Origin of the sequence: Staphylococcus sp. HMSC065D05 (assembly GCF_001813195.1) — a bacterium.
GTDB lineage: Bacteria > Bacillota > Bacilli > Staphylococcales > Staphylococcaceae > Staphylococcus > Staphylococcus epidermidis.
Map to the genome: position 1 here is coordinate 337,464 of NZ_KV811746.1, position 19,451 is coordinate 356,914.

Sequence of the window (19,451 nt, forward strand, 5' to 3'; positions counted from 1 at the left end):
ATGTCTGACCCTACACTTTTTGATTATTCAATGATCAAAGGTACAGTTGATACTATTTTATTTCAAAATACGGATAATTTTTATACTGTTCTAAAAGTAGATACTATCGAATCAAACGAAAAATTTGATAGTATGCCAACTGTGGTAGGGTTTCTTCCCAATGTAGTTGAAGGCGATGTTTATACTTTTAAGGGGCAAGTCGTACAACATCCACGTTATGGTAAGCAATTAAAGGCTGAAAGATTTGAAAAAGAGTTACTTCAAACTAAAGATGCTATTATTAGTTACTTATCAAGTGATTTATTTAAAGGCATCGGTAAAAAAACGGCTCAAAACATTGTAAATACACTAGGTGAAAATGCTATAAATGATATTTTAACTCGCCCAGAAATCTTAGAAAATGTACCTAGTTTACCAAAGAAGAAACAAAAACAAATTGCTGATCAGATTAATGCAAACCAAGAATCTGAGAAAATTATGATACGTTTACACGACCTTGGGTTTGGACCGAAATTATCAATGGCTATATATCAGTTCTATATGGGTGATACTTTAAATGTTTTAGATAAAAACCCTTACCAATTAGTATATGACATTAAAGGTATTGGATTTAATAAGGCTGATCAACTCGCTCGAAACGTCGGTATTGAGCCACATTCACCTGAAAGATTAAAAGCAGCATTATTATTTACATTAGAAGAAGAATGTATTAAACAAGGACATACATATCTACCTCGTACCATTGTTATAGAAACAACACAAAATTTACTCAATGAAGATATTGAGAAACCAGTTGAAACAGAGCAATTACTAGAAATAATTGACGTTTTATCAGAAGAGAAAAAATTAGTATCTGAAGCTGATCAGGTATCAATTCCAAGTTTATACTATTCAGAATTGAAAAGTGTGCAAAACTTATACCGAATTAAAACAAACACATCTAAATTAAAAGAAATAGAACAGTCTGATTTACAAATACATATTGGTGATATTGAGTCACAAAATAAGGTTAATTACTCTGCCTCTCAAAAAGAAGCGCTTGAAACAGCAATAAATTCTAAAATTATGCTTTTAACTGGCGGTCCGGGCACCGGTAAAACCACAGTCATTAAAGGTATAGTTGAATTATATGCAGAAATACATGGGCTCTCTCTCGATTATGATGATTACAATGAAGATGATTATCCAGTAGTGTTAGCCGCACCCACAGGTCGTGCTTCTAAGCGCCTTCATGAATCGACAGGTTTAGAAGCAATGACAATACATCGTTTAATCGGTTGGAACCAAGATACACAACCTCAGGATATTTTAGAAAATGAAATAAATGCAAGACTCATTATCATCGATGAAATGTCAATGGTAGATACTTGGTTGTTCCATCAATTTTTAAGTGCTGTGCCTTTAGAAGCACAAATTGTATTTGTCGGAGATGAAGATCAGTTACCATCAGTAGGTCCAGGACAGGTATTTAAAGACCTTATTGATTCTGAAATAATACCGCGTGTTAATCTTACCGAAGTATATCGTCAGCAAGATGGTTCCAGTATTATTGACTTAGCTCACCGTATGAAATTAAATGAACCTATCGATATTACTAAACGTTATCATGATCGTAGTTTTATTCGTTGTGGTACGAATCAAATACCAGACGTTGTTGATAAAGTAGTTAAAAGCGCTGTAGCTAAAGGCTATGATATGAGTGATATACAAGTTTTGGCTCCTATGTATAAAGGTAACGCTGGTATTAAGAGACTTAACCAAGTTCTACAATCTATTCTTAATCCGAAACAACAAGATGATCGTGAAATAGAATTTGGTGAAGCGGTGTTTCGAAAAGGGGATAAAGTACTTCAGTTAGTTAATCGACCTAATGATAATATATTTAATGGGGATATAGGTATAATAGTAGGTATATTTTGGGCCAAAGAAAATGCTCTAAATAAAGATGTGTTAGTTGTAGATTTTGAAGGTAATGAAATTACATTTACTAAACAAGATTTAATGGAACTAACACATGCATATTGTACATCTATCCATAAATCACAAGGTTCAGAATTTCCTATTGTTATTATGCCTATTGTTAGACAATATTATAGGATGTTACAACGTCCCATTCTTTATACAGGATTAACTAGAGCTAAACAATCACTTGTTTTGCTTGGTGAACAAGAAGCGTTTGATATAGGTTTAAAAACAAATGGACAAACACGATTAACACAATTAAATGATTTGTTAAAATCGTATTTTGGACAAAACAAAAATAATTTAAATACAAATAAACAAACTATTAACGAGCAAAAACAAAATGAAAATCAACTGGATTTGAATAATGAAAAAGAAAATGATATCCAATTAAACGAGTCGACAATTTTCCAAATTGATCCAATGATTAATATGGGGGAAATGACGCCATATGACTTCGTTGAACATTGACAAATCAATGTAAAGAAAATAAAATAAAACTAAGTAAGTATAGAGACGAGTAAATAACTTTTGAATTATAGAGATGTACTGGTTGGTGAAAAGTACAAACAAAATTATTGAATGCTACTCTATATTAGGTAAATAAAGTATACAAAGTGATAAGAAATAGTAGACAAACAAAATTCAAGTATGTAAATAGGTCACAATTCTTATAACTAGGGTGGTACCGCGATAACGTTCGTCCCTTTGTGGATGAACGTTTTTATATTCTTGAATAATACTCAACTATGACTATCTAACTGAGCTAACAAAAACGTATGAAGGAGAGTTTTTATTTATGAAAAAAATGAAAGCTAGTGAAATTAGGCAAAAATATTTGGATTTCTTTGTAGAAAAGGGCCATATGATTGAACCATCTGCACCACTTGTACCTATCGATGATGATTCATTATTGTGGATCAATTCTGGTGTAGCTACCTTAAAAAAATACTTTGACGGGCGTGAAACTCCTAAAAAACCAAGAATTGTCAATTCTCAAAAAGCTATACGAACAAACGATATAGAAAACGTCGGTTTTACTGCTCGCCACCATACTTTTTTTGAGATGCTAGGTAATTTTTCAATCGGTGACTACTTTAAACATGAAGCGATTGAATTTGCTTGGGAATTTCTAACAAGCGATAAATGGATGGGCATGGAACCTGAGAAGCTATATGTGACTATTCATCCTGAAGATACTGAAGCTTATAGAATTTGGCATGAAGACATTGGTTTAGAGGAAAGTCGTATTATTCGAATAGAGGGCAATTTTTGGGATATCGGGGAAGGACCATCTGGACCGAATACAGAAATTTTCTATGATCGTGGATTGGCTTATGGAAAAGATGATCCTGCTGAAGAAATGTATCCTGGTGGTGAAAACGAAAGATATTTAGAAGTCTGGAATCTAGTGTTTAGTGAGTTTAATCACAATAAAGACAATACTTACACACCACTACCAAACAAAAATATTGATACTGGCATGGGATTAGAACGTATGACTTCTATCTCACAAAATGTAAGAACAAATTATGAAACAGACTTATTTATGCCTATAATTAAGGAAGTAGAACATGTTTCAGGAAAAAAATATTTAATTGATGATGCACAAGATGTTGCATTTAAAGTTATCGCAGACCACATTAGAACAATTTCATTCGCAATTGCTGATGGCGCATTACCAGCTAATGAGGGTCGAGGATATGTATTAAGAAGATTATTACGTAGAGCAGTACGCTTTAGCCAATCATTGGGAATTAATGAACCATTTATGTATAAACTTGTTGATATAGTCGCTGATATCATGGAACCATATTATCCAAATGTCAAAGACAAGTCCCACTTTATTAAACGTGTCATTAAATCAGAGGAAGAACGCTTCCATGAAACGCTTGAGGAAGGTCTTACGATTTTAAATGAACTGATAAAAGAAGCGAAGAATAGTGATCAGGTTATTAAAGGTCATGATGCTTTTAAGTTATATGATACTTATGGATTCCCAATAGAATTAACCGAAGAATTAGCAACTCAAGAAAATTTGTCTGTTGATATGCCTACTTTTGAGCAGGAAATGCAACAACAGAGAGATCGAGCTAGACAAGCTCGACAGAATTCTCAATCAATGCAAGTTCAAAGTGAAGTACTGAAAAATATTCAAGATGATAGTCAATTTGTTGGGTATGAAACTACGGACTATCAATCATTATTAACTCATATCATATACAATGGTGAAGAAGTCAAACATGCTGAAGCAGGAGAAACAATTTACTTTATTTTAAGAGAAACGCCTTTCTATGCAGTAAGTGGTGGACAGGTCGCAGATAAGGGAACAGTTGGTAATGAGAACTTTGAAATAAATGTAACTGACGTAACTAAAGCACCTAATGGCCAAAACTTACACAAAGGTGTTGTGCAATTTGGCGAAGCAACACAGAACGCGAAAGTTGAAGCACGTGTTAACAAAGAGGATAGACGACTTATTCAAAAAAATCATAGTGCTACACATTTACTACATGCTGCTTTAAAAGAAGTATTAGGAGATCATGTTAATCAGGCTGGTTCGTTAGTTGAACCTGAAAGACTACGTTTTGACTTTTCACATTTTGGTCCTATGACACAAGAAGAAATTAATTTAGTAGAACGTAGAGTAAATGAGGAAATTTGGAGAGCTATCGATGTCCGTATTCAAGAAATGAGTATTGAAGAAGCCAAATCAATAGGCGCTATGGCTTTATTTGGTGAAAAATATGGAGATATTGTTCGCGTTGTCAATATGGCACCATTTTCAATAGAATTGTGCGGTGGAATACATGTGAATAATACTGCGGAAATCGGTCTCTTTAAGATTGTGAGTGAATCTGGAACAGGCGCTGGTGTTAGAAGAATAGAAGCTTTAACAGGTAAAGGTGCATTCTTACACCTTGAAGAAATTGAAACTCAATTTAATACTATTAAAAATCATTTAAAAGTTAAATCTGATAACCAAGTAGTTGAAAAAGTTAAACAACTTCAAGAAGAAGAAAAAGAACTGCTTAAACAATTAGAACAACGCAACAAAGAAATCACATCACTAAAGTTGGGGAACATTGAAGAACAGGTTGAGTTAATTAATGATTTGAAAGTTTTAGCAACAGAAGTAGAAATTCCAAATCCAAAAGCGATACGTTCAATTATGGATGACTTTAAATCTAAACTTCAAGATACTATTATAGTGTTAGTCGGACAAGTTGATGGAAAGGTTTCTGTAATTGCTACAGTACCAAAATCACTTACAAATCAAGTGAAAGCTGGAGATCTTATCAAAAACATGACACCAATTATTGGTGGAAAAGGTGGCGGCCGTCCTGATATGGCTCAAGGTGGCGGAACCCAACCTGAAAAAATAACAGAAGCATTACGCTTTATTAAAGATTACATTAAAAATCTATAACTCCAATAAATAATGGTGTAGAATTAAAGTGAGTCAGAATACGCTTATGAAGGAGTGTCGTATATGGAAAATTTTGATAAAACAATGAAATTTAGTTATGAAGAAATTCCTAAGGAAGATGTCAAATCAGTTCTTCAGAATGTCCATCGTACATTAGAAGAACGTGGATATAATGCAGTTAATCAAATTGTGGGTTATTTATTATCTGGAGACCCTGCATATATTCCACGTCAAAATGAAGCAAGAAACCAAATACGCCATATAGACCGTGATGTAATTATGGAAGAACTCGTTTCAAACTATTTAAAAGAGTCTAAGAATTAATATGCTAAAGCATAAAATTTTAGGACTAGATGTTGGAAGTAAAACTGTTGGCATTGCTATAAGTGACCTTATGGGTTGGACTGCTCAAGGGTTAGACACACTCCGTATCAATGAAGAACAAGAGGATTTAGGAATTGATCAACTCGTGAAGATTATTAAAGATAATCAAGTTGGAACTGTTGTTATTGGCTTACCCAAGAATATGAACAATTCAATAGGTTTTCGTGGAGAGGCTTCAATAAAATATAAAGAAAAGTTACAAGAGTCTGTCCCTTCTATTGATATTGTTATGTGGGACGAACGTTTAAGTACAATGGCTGCTGAAAGATCTTTACTTGAAGCTGATGTTTCAAGACAAAAAAGAAAGAAGGTAATAGATAAAATGGCAGCTGTATTTATTTTACAAGGCTATTTAGATTCTATTCAATAAAGGAGAAAATGAAAATGACAGAACATAATCACGATGCAGAATTAACAATAAATAATGAAGAGGAATTACTTACGTTATATGATGAAAACGGAAATGAAGTTTTATACCGTAAAATGTTAGAATTTTATCATCCAGAATTCAAAAAAGAATATGTCGTTCTTGCAGAAGAAGGTGCACAATCAGATGACGAAGACATGATTGAACTTGTACCAATGATAAATGAACCTGATGAGTCTGGTGATGGAGGGAAATTAGTCCCTATTGAAACAGATGAAGAGTGGGATATGATTGAAGAAGTTGTAAATACTGAGATTAACGAATAATCTTTATAAGATGTTGTATGAGAAGTGTAATTGAGTTTCTAGGTCTCCTCTATCAAGGAATTATATTGAGAGGGAAAGTTTAATATTATTAAATTTTTAACTTAGTTACCATCTTAAATTACATTCAAAATGCCTGAGACAATCAAAGCTGTCCCAGGCATTTTAATATTAGAATTATTTGAATTTACCCTACTAATAATAGTGCTCAAAGACATATTCGTATAATTGCCTCTTATAAAAATCTTTGAATTATGGTAAAATGTCTAAAGTTAATTTCTATGAATACTCATATTTACTTCTAATATAAAAGTATAGAAGAATTACTATCATAATCAGTCATTTTCATTGATTAACTATCAACATAATCAATACATGGGCTGATTTATTTTGTTTTTGCAATTGTTAATGATGAAGGAAGTTTTAATGATATGGATTCAAATCAAAAATATTTAACACAATTACATCAATCAATTGATACTGAAATCGAAGAACTAAGAGTTTATGCCGAAGAAAATCAAGTTCCTATTGTTGATAAATTAACACTTGATTTGATAAGACAACTCATTCGAATGAATAGAACTAAAAATATTTTAGAAATTGGTACAGCCATTGGTTATAGTTCAATGCAATTCGCTAATATTTCTAAAGATATAAATGTAACAACAATTGAACGAAATGAGGACATGATTCATCTTGCAAAAAAGTTCATAAAAAAGTATCGATACCAGAATCAAATCCACATAATTGAATATGATGCTTTGAATGCATTTGAACAAGTCAATGACAAACAATATGATATGATATTTATCGACGCAGCTAAAGCACAATCAAAGAAATTCTTCCAACTATATACACCGTTATTAAAAAAAGGTGGAATTGTAGTTACTGATAATGTTTTATATCATGGATTTGTTTCAAATATAGACGTTGTTCGTTCTAGAAATGTGAAACAAATGGTTAAGAAAGTGCAACAGTACAATGAATGGTTGATGGCGCAATCTCAATTTACAACAAACTTTATAAATATGGATGATGGATTAGCAATATCTATAAAAGGAGAATGACTATGGTTGAATTATTAGTTACTCCTAAGTCAATAACTCATATGGAAACACTAATAGATAAAGGTGCAGACGCATTTGTTATTGGTGAACAAAAATTTGGTTTAAGACTGCCGGGAGAATTTAATCGTGATGCTATGCAAGAAGCTGTAGCATTAGCCCATAAAAATAACAAAAAAGTATACGCTGCTGTGAATGGTATTTTCCATAATTACCACTTAGACGCTTTGGAAGACTATATTAACTTTTTACATGATATTCAAGTAGATCGCATTATATTTGGTGATCCAGCTGTCGTTATGTATGTTAAACAACACGAGCATCCAATTCCATTAAATTGGGATGCTGAAACTCTTGTAACGAATTATTTTCAGTGTAATTACTGGGGGAAAAAAGGTGCAAATAGAGCAGTATTAGCTCGAGAACTTAGTTTAGATGAAATAATTCATATTAAAGAGCATGCTGATGTAGAGATAGAAGTTCAAGTTCATGGTATGACTTGTATGTTTCAATCCAAAAGAATGCTATTAGGAAATTATTATACTTTCCAAGAGCGACAAATGAAGATAGAACGTCAACATGATCATGGAGACTTATTATTATACGATGAAGAAAGAGATAATAAATATCCAGTTTTCGAAGATTATAATGGTACGCATATCATGTCTCCAAATGATATCTGTTTAATAGAAGAATTAGAGCCTTTTTTTGAGGCAGGGATAGACGCGTTTAAAATAGATGGTATTTTACAAAGTGAAGAATATATAAATGTAGTCACAGAGCAATATCGAGAAGCTATAGATTTATTTAATGAAGATCCGGATGCATATGAAGATGAAAAATTTATGCTCGTTGATCCTATAGAAGAAATACAACCTGAACATCGTCCATTCGACGAAGGTTTCTTGTATAAACAAACAGTATATTAAGGAGGCTTATCATTAAAATGAAAACTTTAGAAGAAGTTAAATCCAAGACCCAAAAGATAATGAAAAAGCCTGAACTACTTGCACCAGCTGGTAACTTAGAGAAACTTAAGATTGCTGTTCACTATGGTGCAGATGCAGTGTTTTTAGGTGGCCAAGAATATGGATTACGTTCTAATGCTGATAATTTTACTATGGAAGAGATTGCTGAAGGTGTAGACTTCGCTAATCATTATGGCGCTAAAATTTATGTTACAACGAATATTATTGCACATGATGAAAATATGGAGGGACTAGAAGAGTACTTGCAAAATCTTGAATCTACAGGTGCTACAGGTATTATAGTAGCGGATCCTCTTATCATAGAAACTTGTAAAAAAGTTGCGCCTAGACTAGAAATTCATTTATCAACGCAACAATCTCTTTCAAATTATAAAGCTGTTGAATTTTGGAAACAAGAAGGATTAGACCGAGTTGTACTTGCACGTGAAACTGGTGCAATGGAAATGAGTGAAATGAAAGAAAAAGTTGATATTGAAATAGAAGCGTTTATACATGGCGCAATGTGTATCGCATATTCTGGTCGTTGTACTTTAAGTAATCATATGACAGCTCGAGATTCTAATCGAGGTGGTTGTTGTCAGAGTTGTCGATGGGACTATGATTTACTTGAAGTTGATAGTGATGGAGACCTAGATTTATATTATGACAACAGTGATGTTACTCCTTTTGCAATGAGTCCTAAAGATTTAAAATTAATAGAATCTATACCTCAAATGATGGAATTAGGCATCGATTCGTTAAAAATTGAGGGACGCATGAAATCTATACATTACATTGCCACAGTTGTTTCTGTATACCGTAAAGTCATTGATGCATATGCTGAGGATCCCGAAAACTTTAAAATAAAACCGGAATGGTTAATGGAATTAAATAAATGTGCAAATCGTGACACAGCACCAGCTTTCTTTCAAGGTACACCTGGTTATGAAGAGCAAATGTTTGGTGAAGAACAGTCTAAAAAGTCATCTTATGATTTTTGTGGTCTCGTGCTAGATTATGACCATGAAACACAATTAGCAACAATACAACAGAGAAATCATTTTAAACCAGGACAAGAAATTGAGTTCTTCGGTCCAGAAATTGATAGTTTTAAACAAGTTGTTGAAGCGATTTACGACGAAGAAGGTAATTCTTTAGATGCAGCACGTCATCCATTACAAATTGTACAGATTAAAGTAGATAAGCCTATTTATTCTAACAACATGATGAGAAAGGAAATTGGCTAATGAATCAGACAACGATTATTGGCATTGCAGGGGGTTCGGGCTCTGGAAAAACTACAGTTACAAATGCAATTATGAAGAATTTAGAAGGTCATAGTGTCGCACTCTTAGCACAAGATTATTACTATAAAGATCAATCACATTTAACATTTGAAGAACGGCTTGAAACAAATTATGACCACCCGTTTGCATTTGATAATGATTTACTTATTCATAACTTAAAAGATTTAAGAAATGGAAAACCAGTTGAGGTACCTACGTATGATTATTCTCAACATACACGTAGTAAAGAAACAATTGCATTTGATCCAAAAGATGTTATTATCGTAGAAGGTATCTTTGCTTTAGAAAACAAGACATTACGAGACATGATGGATGTGAAAATTTATGTTGATACTGATGCTGATTTACGAATTTTACGCAGACTTACTAGAGATACTAAAGAGCGTGGTCGTACAATGGAATCAGTAATTAATCAATATCTTAATGTAGTTAGACCTATGCATGAGCAATTTATTGAACCTACAAAAAAGCATGCTGACATCATAATTCCTGAAGGAGGCAGCAATAAAGTTGCCATAGATATTATGACTACTAAAATCCAATCACTCGTAAGCAAAAAATAGTAATTTTTATAGTAAAGGAAGATGAGATTTATGGAAAACCAAAAACAATATCCTATGACTCAAGAAGGTTATGAGAAACTTGAACAAGAATTAGAAGAATTAAAAACGGTTAAAAGACCTGAGGTAGTTGAAAAAATAAAAGTAGCCCGTTCATTTGGAGACCTATCTGAGAACTCTGAGTATGATGCTGCTAAAGATGAACAAGGCTTTATTGAACAAGATATACAACGTATTGAACACATGATTAGAAATGCTTTAATCATTGAAGATAACGGTGATAACAATGTAGTTCAAATTGGTAAAACAGTTACTTTTATTGAATTACCTGGAGATGAAGAAGAAAGTTATCAAATCGTTGGGTCTGCTGAAGCTGACGCATTTAAAGGAAAAATTTCTAACGAATCTCCAATGGCAATAGCATTAATTGGTAAAGGATTAAATGATCAAGTACGTGTTCCACTTCCTAACGGTGGCGAAATGAACGTTAAAATCGTTGAAATTAAGTAAATAATTTACTAAATGAGGGAAGTCAAACTTAAAAATCATTGAATTACTTTCTAAACTCAATTCCGGATAGTAATATAGAGAAATTTTGAGTAGAACCTTGTATATATAAGATTCTAATATATCATTTAAAAAGTGTTATTCTTGTATTTTGATAGTTATGATTACACTTAAATGCACTTTAAAACCTGAGACTATTTTTGATGTCTCAGGTTTTTTTGTGTAATTTGAGAATAGTTTAAACATATGTTTGATGAGGTTTTATACAACACAGTATGACAAACTGTCATCAATATGATTAAATGATAATAGAAATTTAATGTTTAGAAGTTTGCAATAATTAAGATAACCTAATAACTTTAATTCAATTTATTATTTGTTATTATTAGCTATTTGAATTAATTATTAAACAACATCTTTATTGCAATGGTACAATAAAATTGTTGTAACAAATAATTCCTTAGTATTTTTAAAAGGAGGGATTTTGTTTTGAGGACACAATTTATTAATGAACAAACAATTATGATTTACTTTGAAAATGAAATTAGTGAATCTACGTTCAAAAAGGTACAACAAACAATTCAATACATAAAATCGAAAAATTTATCAGAAATAACAAACATTGTACCTTCTTATCGTGCTATTCTAATTTACTTTGATAACTCAGAGATAAATGGAGCTGAATTATTAGAAAATTTAGAATTTGATGAAGGTTTGAACAGTGGAAAACAATCACATTTTAAACAGCGTATCATTCATATACCTGTATTATATGGTGGAGATTTTGGTCCAGATTTATCAGAAGTAGCTAACGTTAATAAATTAAGTCAGGAAGCAGTTATTCAAATACATACACAACAACCTTATCTAATCTATATGCTTGGGTTTATGCCGGGTTTCCCTTACTTAGGTGGATTAGATGCTAAGTTGCACACACCTAGACGATCTGAACCTAGAATCAAAATTAACGCTGGTTCTGTTGGAATAGCAAATAATCAAACAGGTTTATATCCTATGGACTCACCTGGTGGTTGGCAGATTATTGGTCGCACACCAATAAAAGTTTTCGATTTAAATAGGTCACCAATGACGTTATATGAAGCTGGTGATTACATACAATTTTATAGTATTAATTATCAAGAGTTTGAAAAAATATCAAACGATATTAATAAAGGAAAATTTGATATAGATAAGTGGGTGACATATCAAGATGAGTATTAAAATTTTAAAGCCTGGTCTGTTTTCAACAATTCAAGATATAGGTAGAATTGGGTATCAGGATTTAGGATTTTCTGAAGCAGGTGCTTTAGATTACTATAGTTTTTCTATTGCACAAAAACTTATCGGAAATCAAGGACCAGCAATTGAATATACGTTAGCAGGTCCTAAGATAGAATTTTTAACAGACAATACTTTTGCCATTGTCGGTGGTGATTCAGAACCGAAACTTAATGGTAACAAAATTGATTTACTAACCGTTTATCATGTGAGAAACGGAGATCAATTAGACATTGGTCAAATCACTGAAGGAGCAAGAGGATATATTGTTTTTGGACACCCACTTAAAATTAATAAAGTGGCTCAAAGCTATTCTACACATGTTAGGAGTGGAATGGGCGGATTTAAAGGTCGTGCATTAAAGAAATACGATGTTATTGCAACTCAAGTTAATCATAACTATAAAACTAATTTAGGAAAAACAATTGATTTCTCATCTATACCTGATAATAATTACATACACGTCATTGAAGGACCTCAAATCAATGAATTTGATGAAGAAACGATAGCTAAATTCGTAAATAGTGATTTCAAAATTTCTGATCAATCAGATCGAATGGGATACAGATTAAAAGGTAATACAGTAGCACCTAAAAATAGTGCTGATATCATTTCTGAACCTGTCGCTTTGGGCAGTATTCAAGTACCTAGCGACGGTAATCCCATTATTCTTTTAAATGATAAACAAACAATTGGTGGTTATACAAAAATTGCAACGGTAACACAATTAGATTTAAGAAAATTAGCACAGATGAAGCCTGGAGACATTATACAGTTTGAATGGATAACTGTTGAAGAAGCTTCTAAAAGGCTTAAAGAATTTAAGTCTAAATTTGAACAATTATTAAAGCGTTTTGATGAGCAACCATTGTTTAACCTAAATCATATTAGACATACTTCTAATAAAATTGCAGAAATAATTAAGGAGGATAGTTAAATGGATATTAAAAAAATTGAGAAAGTCATTAAATTGGTAAAAGCTAATGATGTAAAAAAATTTAAGTATAAGGACGCTGATAATGAAATAGAACTTGATTTTACTAATGGAGCATCTCAACAATATTCACAACAGTTATCTCAAGATATTCAACAAGATAATATTAAATCCTATGATGAAAAACAAGAAGCCATATCAAATGACCAGCAAGAGATTAAATCTCCTATGGTTGGAACATTCTTCTTACAAGATAGTAAAGAATTAACAGAACCTAAGATTAAAGTTGGCGATACAGTAACTGAAGGAGATGTTATCGGTTACATTGAAGCTATGAAAGTTATGAATGAAGTAACTACGGATGTTTCAGGTGAGGTCACAGAAATATTAGTAGAACATGGAGACAATGTTGAATATGATCAGCTACTAGTCAGAGTTAAATAGGAGGAATTCATTGATGTATCGATGTTTGATTGCAAATAGAGGCGAAATAGCAGTAAGAATTATAAGAGCTTGTAGAGAGCTTAACATAGAGACAGTTGCCATTTATGCAAAAGGTGATGAAACTAGCTTACATGTAAGTTTAGCCGATCAAGCAATATGCATAGGTGAAGCAAATCCATTAGACAGTTATTTAAATATTGATCGTATTATATCTGCTGCAAAAGTTACAGAATCAAACGCTATTCACCCTGGCTATGGTTTCTTATCGGAATCTACGAATTTTGCGAAAGCCGTTGAAGACAATCATATACATTTTATTGGTCCTAGTAAGAAAACTATGGAAATGATGGGGGATAAAATTACTGCCAGACAAACTGTGAAACAAGCAGGAGTACCTGTTATACCAGGTTCTAATGATGCTGTTCAAAGTGTAGATGAAATTAAATTATTAGCCAAAGAAATAGGATTTCCAGTTGTACTAAAAGCAGCTAGTGGTGGTGGTGGGAAAGGCATAAGAATTGTTAAAGAAGCATCTCAATTGGATCAGGCTTTGAAAGAGGCTAAAAGTGAAGGACAAAAATACTTTAATGATGATCGAGTGTATGTAGAGGCATTCATACCAGTAGCAAAACATGTAGAAGTGCAGATTATCGGAGACGGTAAAAATAACTATGTTCACTTAGGTGAACGCGACTGTTCTGTTCAACGAAAGAATCAAAAATTAATAGAGGAATCGCCTTGTGCTGCATTAACTGAACAAAGAAGAACAAGAATATGTAACGACGCAGTTAAAGTAGCTCAAGCTTCAAGATATCGTAGTGCTGGAACTATAGAATTTTTAGTTACTGAAGATGCACATTACTTTATTGAAATGAATGCTCGTATTCAAGTTGAACATACAGTTACAGAAATGCGTGCTGATAGAGACTTATTACAAGCTCAGTTATATTTATTAACACACGGTGAATTACCATTCACTCAGAAAGATATTTTATTTAATGGTCATGTAATTGAGGCACGTATAAATGCTGAAAATCCTGAAAAAAATTTTTTACCTACTCCAGGAAAAGTTAATAAATTACACTTACCTCAAGGATTTAATATACGTGTAGATTCTTTACTTTACACAGGTTATCAAGTTTCTCCTTATTATGATTCACTTGTAGCTAAAGTGATTGTAAAGGATTCTAATAGACAAACTGCTATTAATAAACTAAAAGTTGCGTTAGATGAACTGGTCATCGAAGGTTTTACTACTACAGCTGACTTTCTATATGCGGTTTTAAATTATCCAATATATGCAAAAGGCGATGCAAGTAAAGTAGATATTAAATTTCTTGAAAAACATCAAATCATTAAAGAGGTGAAATGAAGTTGAAAATTGACTTAAATTGTGATTTAGGAGAAGCTTTTGGTAATTATACATTCGGTGGAGATCAGCATATTTTACCATTAATAACTTCTGCTAATATTGCTTGTGGTTATCATGCAGGTGATGAAGATGTTATGAATGAAACCGTTCAATTAGCGAAAAAAAATAATATAAGTATTGGAGCGCATCCAGGTCTTCCTGATTTGAAAGGCTTTGGTCGTCGTAAAATGGATCTTACTCCAAATGAAATTTATAACTTAGTTGTATATCAATTAGGTGCGTTAAGTGGCTTTTGTAAAATCAATCATGTAAAAATGAAGCATGTTAAACCACATGGTGCTCTTTATCAAATGGGGGCTAGAAATAAAGAAATTGCACATGCAATTGCTCAAGCAGTTTTTGATTTCGACTCAAATCTAATATTTGTCGGCTTAGCGAATACATTACTTATTTCGGAAGCTGAATTAGTTGGGCTTAGGGTAGCTTCGGAAGTATTTGCTGACCGTCGTTATGAAGATGATGGACAATTGGTAAGTAGAAAAAAAACCGATGCCACTATCACTAATACAGACGAAGCAATCCAACAAGCATTAAAAATGGTTTTGGAAAATAAAGTTATAAGTAAAAATGGAAAAATCATCGATTTGAAAGCAGATACAATTTGCGTTCATGGAGATGGTGAACACGCATTAGAATTTGTTACGCAAATTAGAAATGAATTAATGAAAGAAGGCATTGATATTCAATCCTTATAGGGGGTCAAAAGATGGGGGAAAATACAAAACAAGATTTCAATCAAAAAGGACAAAATTTTAAATTCACAAAAAAGCATAGACGATTATTATATGGTTCAGTTTTTTTAATGGCTACATCAGCTATTGGTCCAGCATTTCTGACTCAAACTGCAGTGTTTACTGCACAATTTTATGCTAGTTTTGCATTCGCAATATTAATTTCTATTATTATAGATATAGGCGCTCAAATAAATATATGGAGAATATTAGTGGTAACTGGTTTACGTGGTCAAGAAATATCTAATAAAGTATTACCTGGACTTGGTACTATTATCTCCATTCTAATTGCATTTGGAGGTCTCGCATTTAACATAGGTAATATTGCTGGTGCAGGTTTAGGTTTAAATGCAATATTTGGTCTTGATGTCAAATGGGGGGCTGCAATAACAGCTATTTTTGCGATTCTTATCTTTGTTAGTAGAAGTGGTCAGAAAATAATGGATGTTATTAGTATGATTCTAGGTATCGTAATGATTTTAGTAGTAGCTTATGTCATGGTCGTTTCAAATCCCCCTTATGGAGATGCATTAGTACATACATTTGCACCTGAACATCCTTTCAAACTTATATTACCTATAATTACATTAGTTGGTGGTACAGTAGGGGGTTATATTACTTTTGCAGGTGCACATAGAATTCTAGATTCTGGTATAAAAGGTAAAACATACCTTCCTTTCGTAAATCGCTCTGCTATAGCAGGTATTTTAACAACTGGTGTTATGCGTGCCTTATTGTTTTTAGCTGTACTAGGTGTTGTTGTAACTGGCGTTACGCTTAGTTCAGATAACCCACCAGCATCGGTTTTCCAACATGCATTAGGTCCTATAGGTAAAAATATTTTTGGTGTAGTAATATTTGCAGCAGCAATGTCCTCCGTAATTGGTTCTGCATATACAAGCGCAACATTTTTAAAAACACTACACAAATCGTTACTCCATAAAAATAATCTTATCGTTATTATATTTATTGTAATTTCAACTTTTATTTTCTTATTTATTGGTAAACCGGTGAGTTTACTTATAATAGCTGGAGCGATTAATGGTTGGATTCTACCAATCACATTAGGTGCAATTCTCATTGCAAGTAGGAAAAAATCTATCGTTGGTGATTACCAACACCCAACATGGATGCTTGTTTTTGGTATTATAGCCGTCATTGTCACGATAATGACTGGTATTTTTTCATTACAAGATTTAGCAAGTCTTTGGAAAGGTTAATTTTATAATAAAGTTCTATGACTACCCGCAACTGTTTTTAAATCAATTGCAGGGTAGTTTTTAATTATAAATAAGAATAGATATTATTTAACCATAGCGATTTAAGCATTGATACTTTAAAACTCGCTATCGTGGAGATATTTAAAATGTGATAAAATACTTATGCTAATGCTTTATAAATGAGGTGTAAAAAGATATATGATAGGAATTATTGGAGCAATGGAAGAAGAAGTGACGATTTTAAAGCGTAAATTGAATGATATGAATGAAATAAATATTGCGCATGTTAAATTTTATGTTGGCACGCTAAACCACAAAGAGGTGGTTTTAACACAAAGTGGTATAGGTAAAGTTAATGCTTCTATCTCAACGACTTTGTTATTAGAAAAATTTAATCCTGAAGTCGTCATTAATACTGGATCAGCAGGTGCATTAGATCAAACACTATCTATTGGAGATATATTAGTGAGTAACCATGTTTTATATCATGATGCTAATGCTACAGCGTTTGGTTATGAATTTGGACAAATACCTCAAATGCCTAAAACTTATACTACTGATCCTACATTGTTGAAAAAAACAATGCATGTATTAGAACAACAACAACTGAATGGTAAAGTAGGTATGATTGTTAGTGGTGATAGTTTTATAGGTAGCTCAGAGCAGCGACAAAAAATTAAGCAACAATTTCCAGAAGCTATGGCTGTCGAAATGGAGGCAACTGCAATTGCACAAACATGTTACCAATTTAAAGTACCATTTATCGTAACTAGAGCTGTTTCTGACTTAGCAAACGGTAAAGCCGATATTTCTTTTGAAGAATTTTTAGATAAAGCAGCTTTATCATCTAGTGAGACAGTTTCATTATTAGTAGAATCATTATAAAGGTAAAGGTGAAAAGATAGTGGGAATCATAAAAAAATTATTTATGCCAAATGCATATGTGAAATCAATATTTGAAATTGATATAGAAAAACTTGCCGATAGTGGTGTTAAAGGTATCATAACTGATTTAGATAATACACTTGTTGGTTGGGATGTTAAAGAACCTACTAACGGTGTTAAATCGTGGTTTGCTAAGGCTAAAGATTTAGGAATAACTGTTACAATTGTGTCAAATAATAATAAAAGTCGTGTATCAAGTTTCTCTAGTAGTTTAGGTGTAGATTATATATTCAAAGCACGTAAACCAATGGGGAAAGCCTTTAAGATGGCTATAAAAAAAATGAAAATCCAACCGAGAGAAACTGTTGTTGTAGGAGATCAAATGCTTACTGATGTGTTTGGTGGCAATTGTAATGGTTTATATACAATTATGGTAGTACCTGTTAAACGGACTGATGGATTAATTACAAAGTTTAATCGATTAATTGAAAGACGATTATTAAATCATTTTAGAAAAAAAGGTTATATTAAATGGGAGGAAAATTGATTGAATGAAATACTAAAATGTATTGGATGTGGTGCACCCCTACAGTCAGAAAATAAAGACGCACCCGGCTATGTTCCAGAACATAATATGTTTCGAGAAGATGTCATCTGTAGAAGATGTTTTAGATTGAAAAATTATAATGAAGTTCAAGATGTGGGTATGGAAAGTGAAGATTTTTTAAATCTACTTACTGGACTATCTGAAAAAAAAGGAATTATTGTCAATGTAGTAGATGTGTTTGATTTTGAAGGGTCATTCATCAATGCAATACAACGGATTGTTGGTAATAAAAAAATTATATTAGTGGCAAATAAAATAGATTTATTACCTAAACAAATTAATCATCGACGTGTAAAAGAATGGTTAAGAAAATCTGCTCGTAAATATGGATTAGAAGCAGAAGATGTCGTTCTTATTTCTGCAAATAAAGGTTGGGGGATTGATGAATTATTGCAATCTATAAACCATGTAAGAAATAAAGATGACGTATACATTGTAGGTACAACAAATGTTGGGAAATCTACATTAATTAATAAATTAATTGAACAGAGTGTGGGAGAAAAGGATGTAGTAACTACATCACGCTTTCCAGGAACAACTTTAGATATGATAGATATTCCATTAGACGAAAAATCATTTATGTTTGATACACCAGGTATCATTCAATCACATCAAATGACAAACTATGTATCTGAAAATGAGTTGAAAATCATCATACCTAAAAATGAAATAAAGCAACGTGTGTATCAACTTAATGAAAAACAGACATTATTTTTCGGAGGATTGGCACGCATTGATTATGTATCTGGTGGTAAAAGACCACTTGTTTGTTTCTTTTCTAATGATTTAAATATTCATAGAACTAAAACCGAAAAAGCTAATGATTTATGGAAATCCCAATTAGGCGCATTGCTTTCACCACCTCAAGATGCACAACAATTTAATCTTAATGATGTAAAAGCAGTAAGACTGGAAACCGGTAAAACTAAACGTGACATAATGATATCTGGTTTAGGATTCATAACTATTGATGCTGGTGCAAAAGTGATAGTTCGTGTTCCAAAACATGTAGATGTTATTTTAAGAAATTCAATTCTCTAAAATGAGG

18 protein-coding genes and 2 pseudogenes are annotated in these 19,451 nt (G+C 32.4%); all 20 read left to right on the plus strand.

Annotated elements, in window-relative coordinates:
* Positions 1-2,433: an SF1B family DNA helicase RecD2 gene (locus HMPREF2897_RS06605; RefSeq protein ID WP_070592832.1), complete on the plus strand. Its 2,433-nt coding sequence runs from the start codon at positions 1-3 to the stop codon at positions 2,431-2,433.
* 328 nt (positions 2,434-2,761) lie between these two features.
* Positions 2,762-5,392 (plus strand): alanine--tRNA ligase, encoded by a 2,631-nt coding sequence (alaS, locus tag HMPREF2897_RS06610; RefSeq protein WP_002446602.1) that lies wholly within the window; start codon positions 2,762-2,764, stop codon positions 5,390-5,392.
* A 63-nt stretch (positions 5,393-5,455) separates the two neighbouring features.
* Complete coding sequence (locus HMPREF2897_RS06615) at positions 5,456-5,716, plus strand: IreB family regulatory phosphoprotein (protein ID WP_001830883.1); 261 nt, start codon at positions 5,456-5,458, stop codon at positions 5,714-5,716.
* Between the two features lies 1 nt (position 5,717).
* The gene (gene ruvX, locus HMPREF2897_RS06620; protein ID WP_002446601.1) at positions 5,718-6,146 is read left to right on the plus strand and encodes a Holliday junction resolvase RuvX; all 429 of its coding nucleotides are present in this window, start codon (positions 5,718-5,720) and stop codon (positions 6,144-6,146) included.
* Positions 6,147-6,160: 14 nt separating this feature from the next.
* The gene (locus HMPREF2897_RS06625) at positions 6,161-6,469 is read left to right on the plus strand and encodes a DUF1292 domain-containing protein (protein ID WP_001830855.1); all 309 of its coding nucleotides are present in this window, start codon (positions 6,161-6,163) and stop codon (positions 6,467-6,469) included.
* Positions 6,470-6,897: 428 nt separating this feature from the next.
* Positions 6,898-7,533, plus strand: a complete 636-nt coding sequence (locus HMPREF2897_RS06630; RefSeq protein ID WP_070592833.1) for an O-methyltransferase — start codon at positions 6,898-6,900, stop codon at positions 7,531-7,533.
* A 2-nt stretch (positions 7,534-7,535) separates the two neighbouring features.
* A complete protein-coding gene (locus tag HMPREF2897_RS06635; RefSeq protein WP_002456168.1) occupies positions 7,536-8,459 on the plus strand; it encodes a peptidase U32 family protein in 924 nt (307 codons plus the stop codon).
* 17 nt (positions 8,460-8,476) lie between these two features.
* Positions 8,477-9,745, plus strand: coding sequence for a peptidase U32 family protein (locus tag HMPREF2897_RS06640; RefSeq protein ID WP_002446597.1), 1,269 nt, complete (start codon positions 8,477-8,479; stop codon positions 9,743-9,745).
* Positions 9,745-10,368, plus strand: a complete 624-nt coding sequence (gene udk / locus HMPREF2897_RS06645; protein WP_002446596.1) for a uridine kinase — start codon at positions 9,745-9,747, stop codon at positions 10,366-10,368. Before HMPREF2897_RS06640 ends, udk begins: the two co-directional genes overlap by 1 nt.
* A gap of 30 nt (positions 10,369-10,398) precedes the next feature.
* Positions 10,399-10,875 carry a transcription elongation factor GreA gene (gene greA, locus HMPREF2897_RS06650; RefSeq protein ID WP_002457767.1) on the plus strand — a complete coding sequence of 159 codons (477 nt, stop codon included), beginning with the start codon at positions 10,399-10,401 and terminating at the stop codon, positions 10,873-10,875.
* Between the two features lie 486 nt (positions 10,876-11,361).
* On the plus strand, positions 11,362-12,093 hold the full coding sequence (gene pxpB, locus HMPREF2897_RS06655) for a 5-oxoprolinase subunit PxpB (RefSeq protein WP_002446594.1): 732 nt from the start codon (positions 11,362-11,364) through the stop codon (positions 12,091-12,093).
* Positions 12,083-13,087, plus strand: coding sequence for a 5-oxoprolinase subunit C family protein (locus tag HMPREF2897_RS06660; RefSeq protein ID WP_002491153.1), 1,005 nt, complete (start codon positions 12,083-12,085; stop codon positions 13,085-13,087). The genes pxpB and HMPREF2897_RS06660 overlap by 11 nt, the downstream gene beginning before the upstream one ends.
* Positions 13,088-13,196 (plus strand): annotated as a pseudogene (locus HMPREF2897_RS13265) (acetyl-CoA carboxylase biotin carboxyl carrier protein subunit); the annotation flags it as partial. It lies immediately after the preceding gene.
* An 89-nt stretch (positions 13,197-13,285) separates the two neighbouring features.
* Positions 13,286-13,528: pseudogene (locus HMPREF2897_RS13270) on the plus strand (acetyl-CoA carboxylase biotin carboxyl carrier protein subunit); the annotation flags it as partial.
* Positions 13,529-13,541: 13 nt separating this feature from the next.
* A complete protein-coding gene (locus tag HMPREF2897_RS06670; RefSeq protein WP_070592834.1) occupies positions 13,542-14,900 on the plus strand; it encodes an acetyl-CoA carboxylase biotin carboxylase subunit in 1,359 nt (452 codons plus the stop codon).
* A 2-nt stretch (positions 14,901-14,902) separates the two neighbouring features.
* Entirely contained in the window at positions 14,903-15,655 is a 753-nt protein-coding gene (gene pxpA / locus HMPREF2897_RS06675; RefSeq protein WP_002490285.1) for a 5-oxoprolinase subunit PxpA, read from the plus strand.
* A gap of 11 nt (positions 15,656-15,666) precedes the next feature.
* Positions 15,667-16,911, plus strand: coding sequence for an NRAMP family divalent metal transporter (locus HMPREF2897_RS06680; protein ID WP_070592835.1), 1,245 nt, complete (start codon positions 15,667-15,669; stop codon positions 16,909-16,911).
* 198 nt (positions 16,912-17,109) lie between these two features.
* The gene (locus tag HMPREF2897_RS06685; protein WP_002475168.1) at positions 17,110-17,796 is read left to right on the plus strand and encodes a 5'-methylthioadenosine/adenosylhomocysteine nucleosidase; all 687 of its coding nucleotides are present in this window, start codon (positions 17,110-17,112) and stop codon (positions 17,794-17,796) included.
* Positions 17,797-17,839: 43 nt separating this feature from the next.
* Complete coding sequence (locus tag HMPREF2897_RS06690) at positions 17,840-18,343, plus strand: YqeG family HAD IIIA-type phosphatase (RefSeq protein WP_202595933.1); 504 nt, start codon at positions 17,840-17,842, stop codon at positions 18,341-18,343.
* Positions 18,344-19,444, plus strand: a complete 1,101-nt coding sequence (gene yqeH / locus HMPREF2897_RS06695; protein ID WP_001832784.1) for a ribosome biogenesis GTPase YqeH — start codon at positions 18,344-18,346, stop codon at positions 19,442-19,444.
* Positions 19,445-19,451: the final 7 nt, after the last annotated feature.

Bases quoted from the DNA above. Each gene is read 5' to 3' on its own strand.
- HMPREF2897_RS06605 (WP_070592832.1), top strand. From the start codon at position 1: ATGTCTGACCCTACACTTTTTGATTATTCAATGATCAAAGGTACAGTT.
- alaS (WP_002446602.1), top strand. From the start codon at position 2,762: ATGAAAAAAATGAAAGCTAGTGAAATTAGGCAAAAATATTTGGATTTC.
- HMPREF2897_RS06615 (WP_001830883.1), top strand. From the start codon at position 5,456: ATGGAAAATTTTGATAAAACAATGAAATTTAGTTATGAAGAAATTCCT.
- ruvX (WP_002446601.1), top strand. From the start codon at position 5,718: ATGCTAAAGCATAAAATTTTAGGACTAGATGTTGGAAGTAAAACTGTT.
- HMPREF2897_RS06625 (WP_001830855.1), top strand. From the start codon at position 6,161: ATGACAGAACATAATCACGATGCAGAATTAACAATAAATAATGAAGAG.
- HMPREF2897_RS06630 (WP_070592833.1), top strand. From the start codon at position 6,898: ATGGATTCAAATCAAAAATATTTAACACAATTACATCAATCAATTGAT.
- HMPREF2897_RS06635 (WP_002456168.1), top strand. From the start codon at position 7,536: ATGGTTGAATTATTAGTTACTCCTAAGTCAATAACTCATATGGAAACA.
- HMPREF2897_RS06640 (WP_002446597.1), top strand. From the start codon at position 8,477: ATGAAAACTTTAGAAGAAGTTAAATCCAAGACCCAAAAGATAATGAAA.
- udk (WP_002446596.1), top strand. From the start codon at position 9,745: ATGAATCAGACAACGATTATTGGCATTGCAGGGGGTTCGGGCTCTGGA.
- greA (WP_002457767.1), top strand. From the start codon at position 10,399: ATGGAAAACCAAAAACAATATCCTATGACTCAAGAAGGTTATGAGAAA.
- HMPREF2897_RS06660 (WP_002491153.1), top strand. From the start codon at position 12,083: ATGAGTATTAAAATTTTAAAGCCTGGTCTGTTTTCAACAATTCAAGAT.
- HMPREF2897_RS06670 (WP_070592834.1), top strand. From the start codon at position 13,542: ATGTATCGATGTTTGATTGCAAATAGAGGCGAAATAGCAGTAAGAATT.
- HMPREF2897_RS06680 (WP_070592835.1), top strand. From the start codon at position 15,667: ATGGGGGAAAATACAAAACAAGATTTCAATCAAAAAGGACAAAATTTT.
- HMPREF2897_RS06685 (WP_002475168.1), top strand. From the start codon at position 17,110: ATGATAGGAATTATTGGAGCAATGGAAGAAGAAGTGACGATTTTAAAG.
- HMPREF2897_RS06690 (WP_202595933.1), top strand. From the start codon at position 17,840: ATGCCAAATGCATATGTGAAATCAATATTTGAAATTGATATAGAAAAA.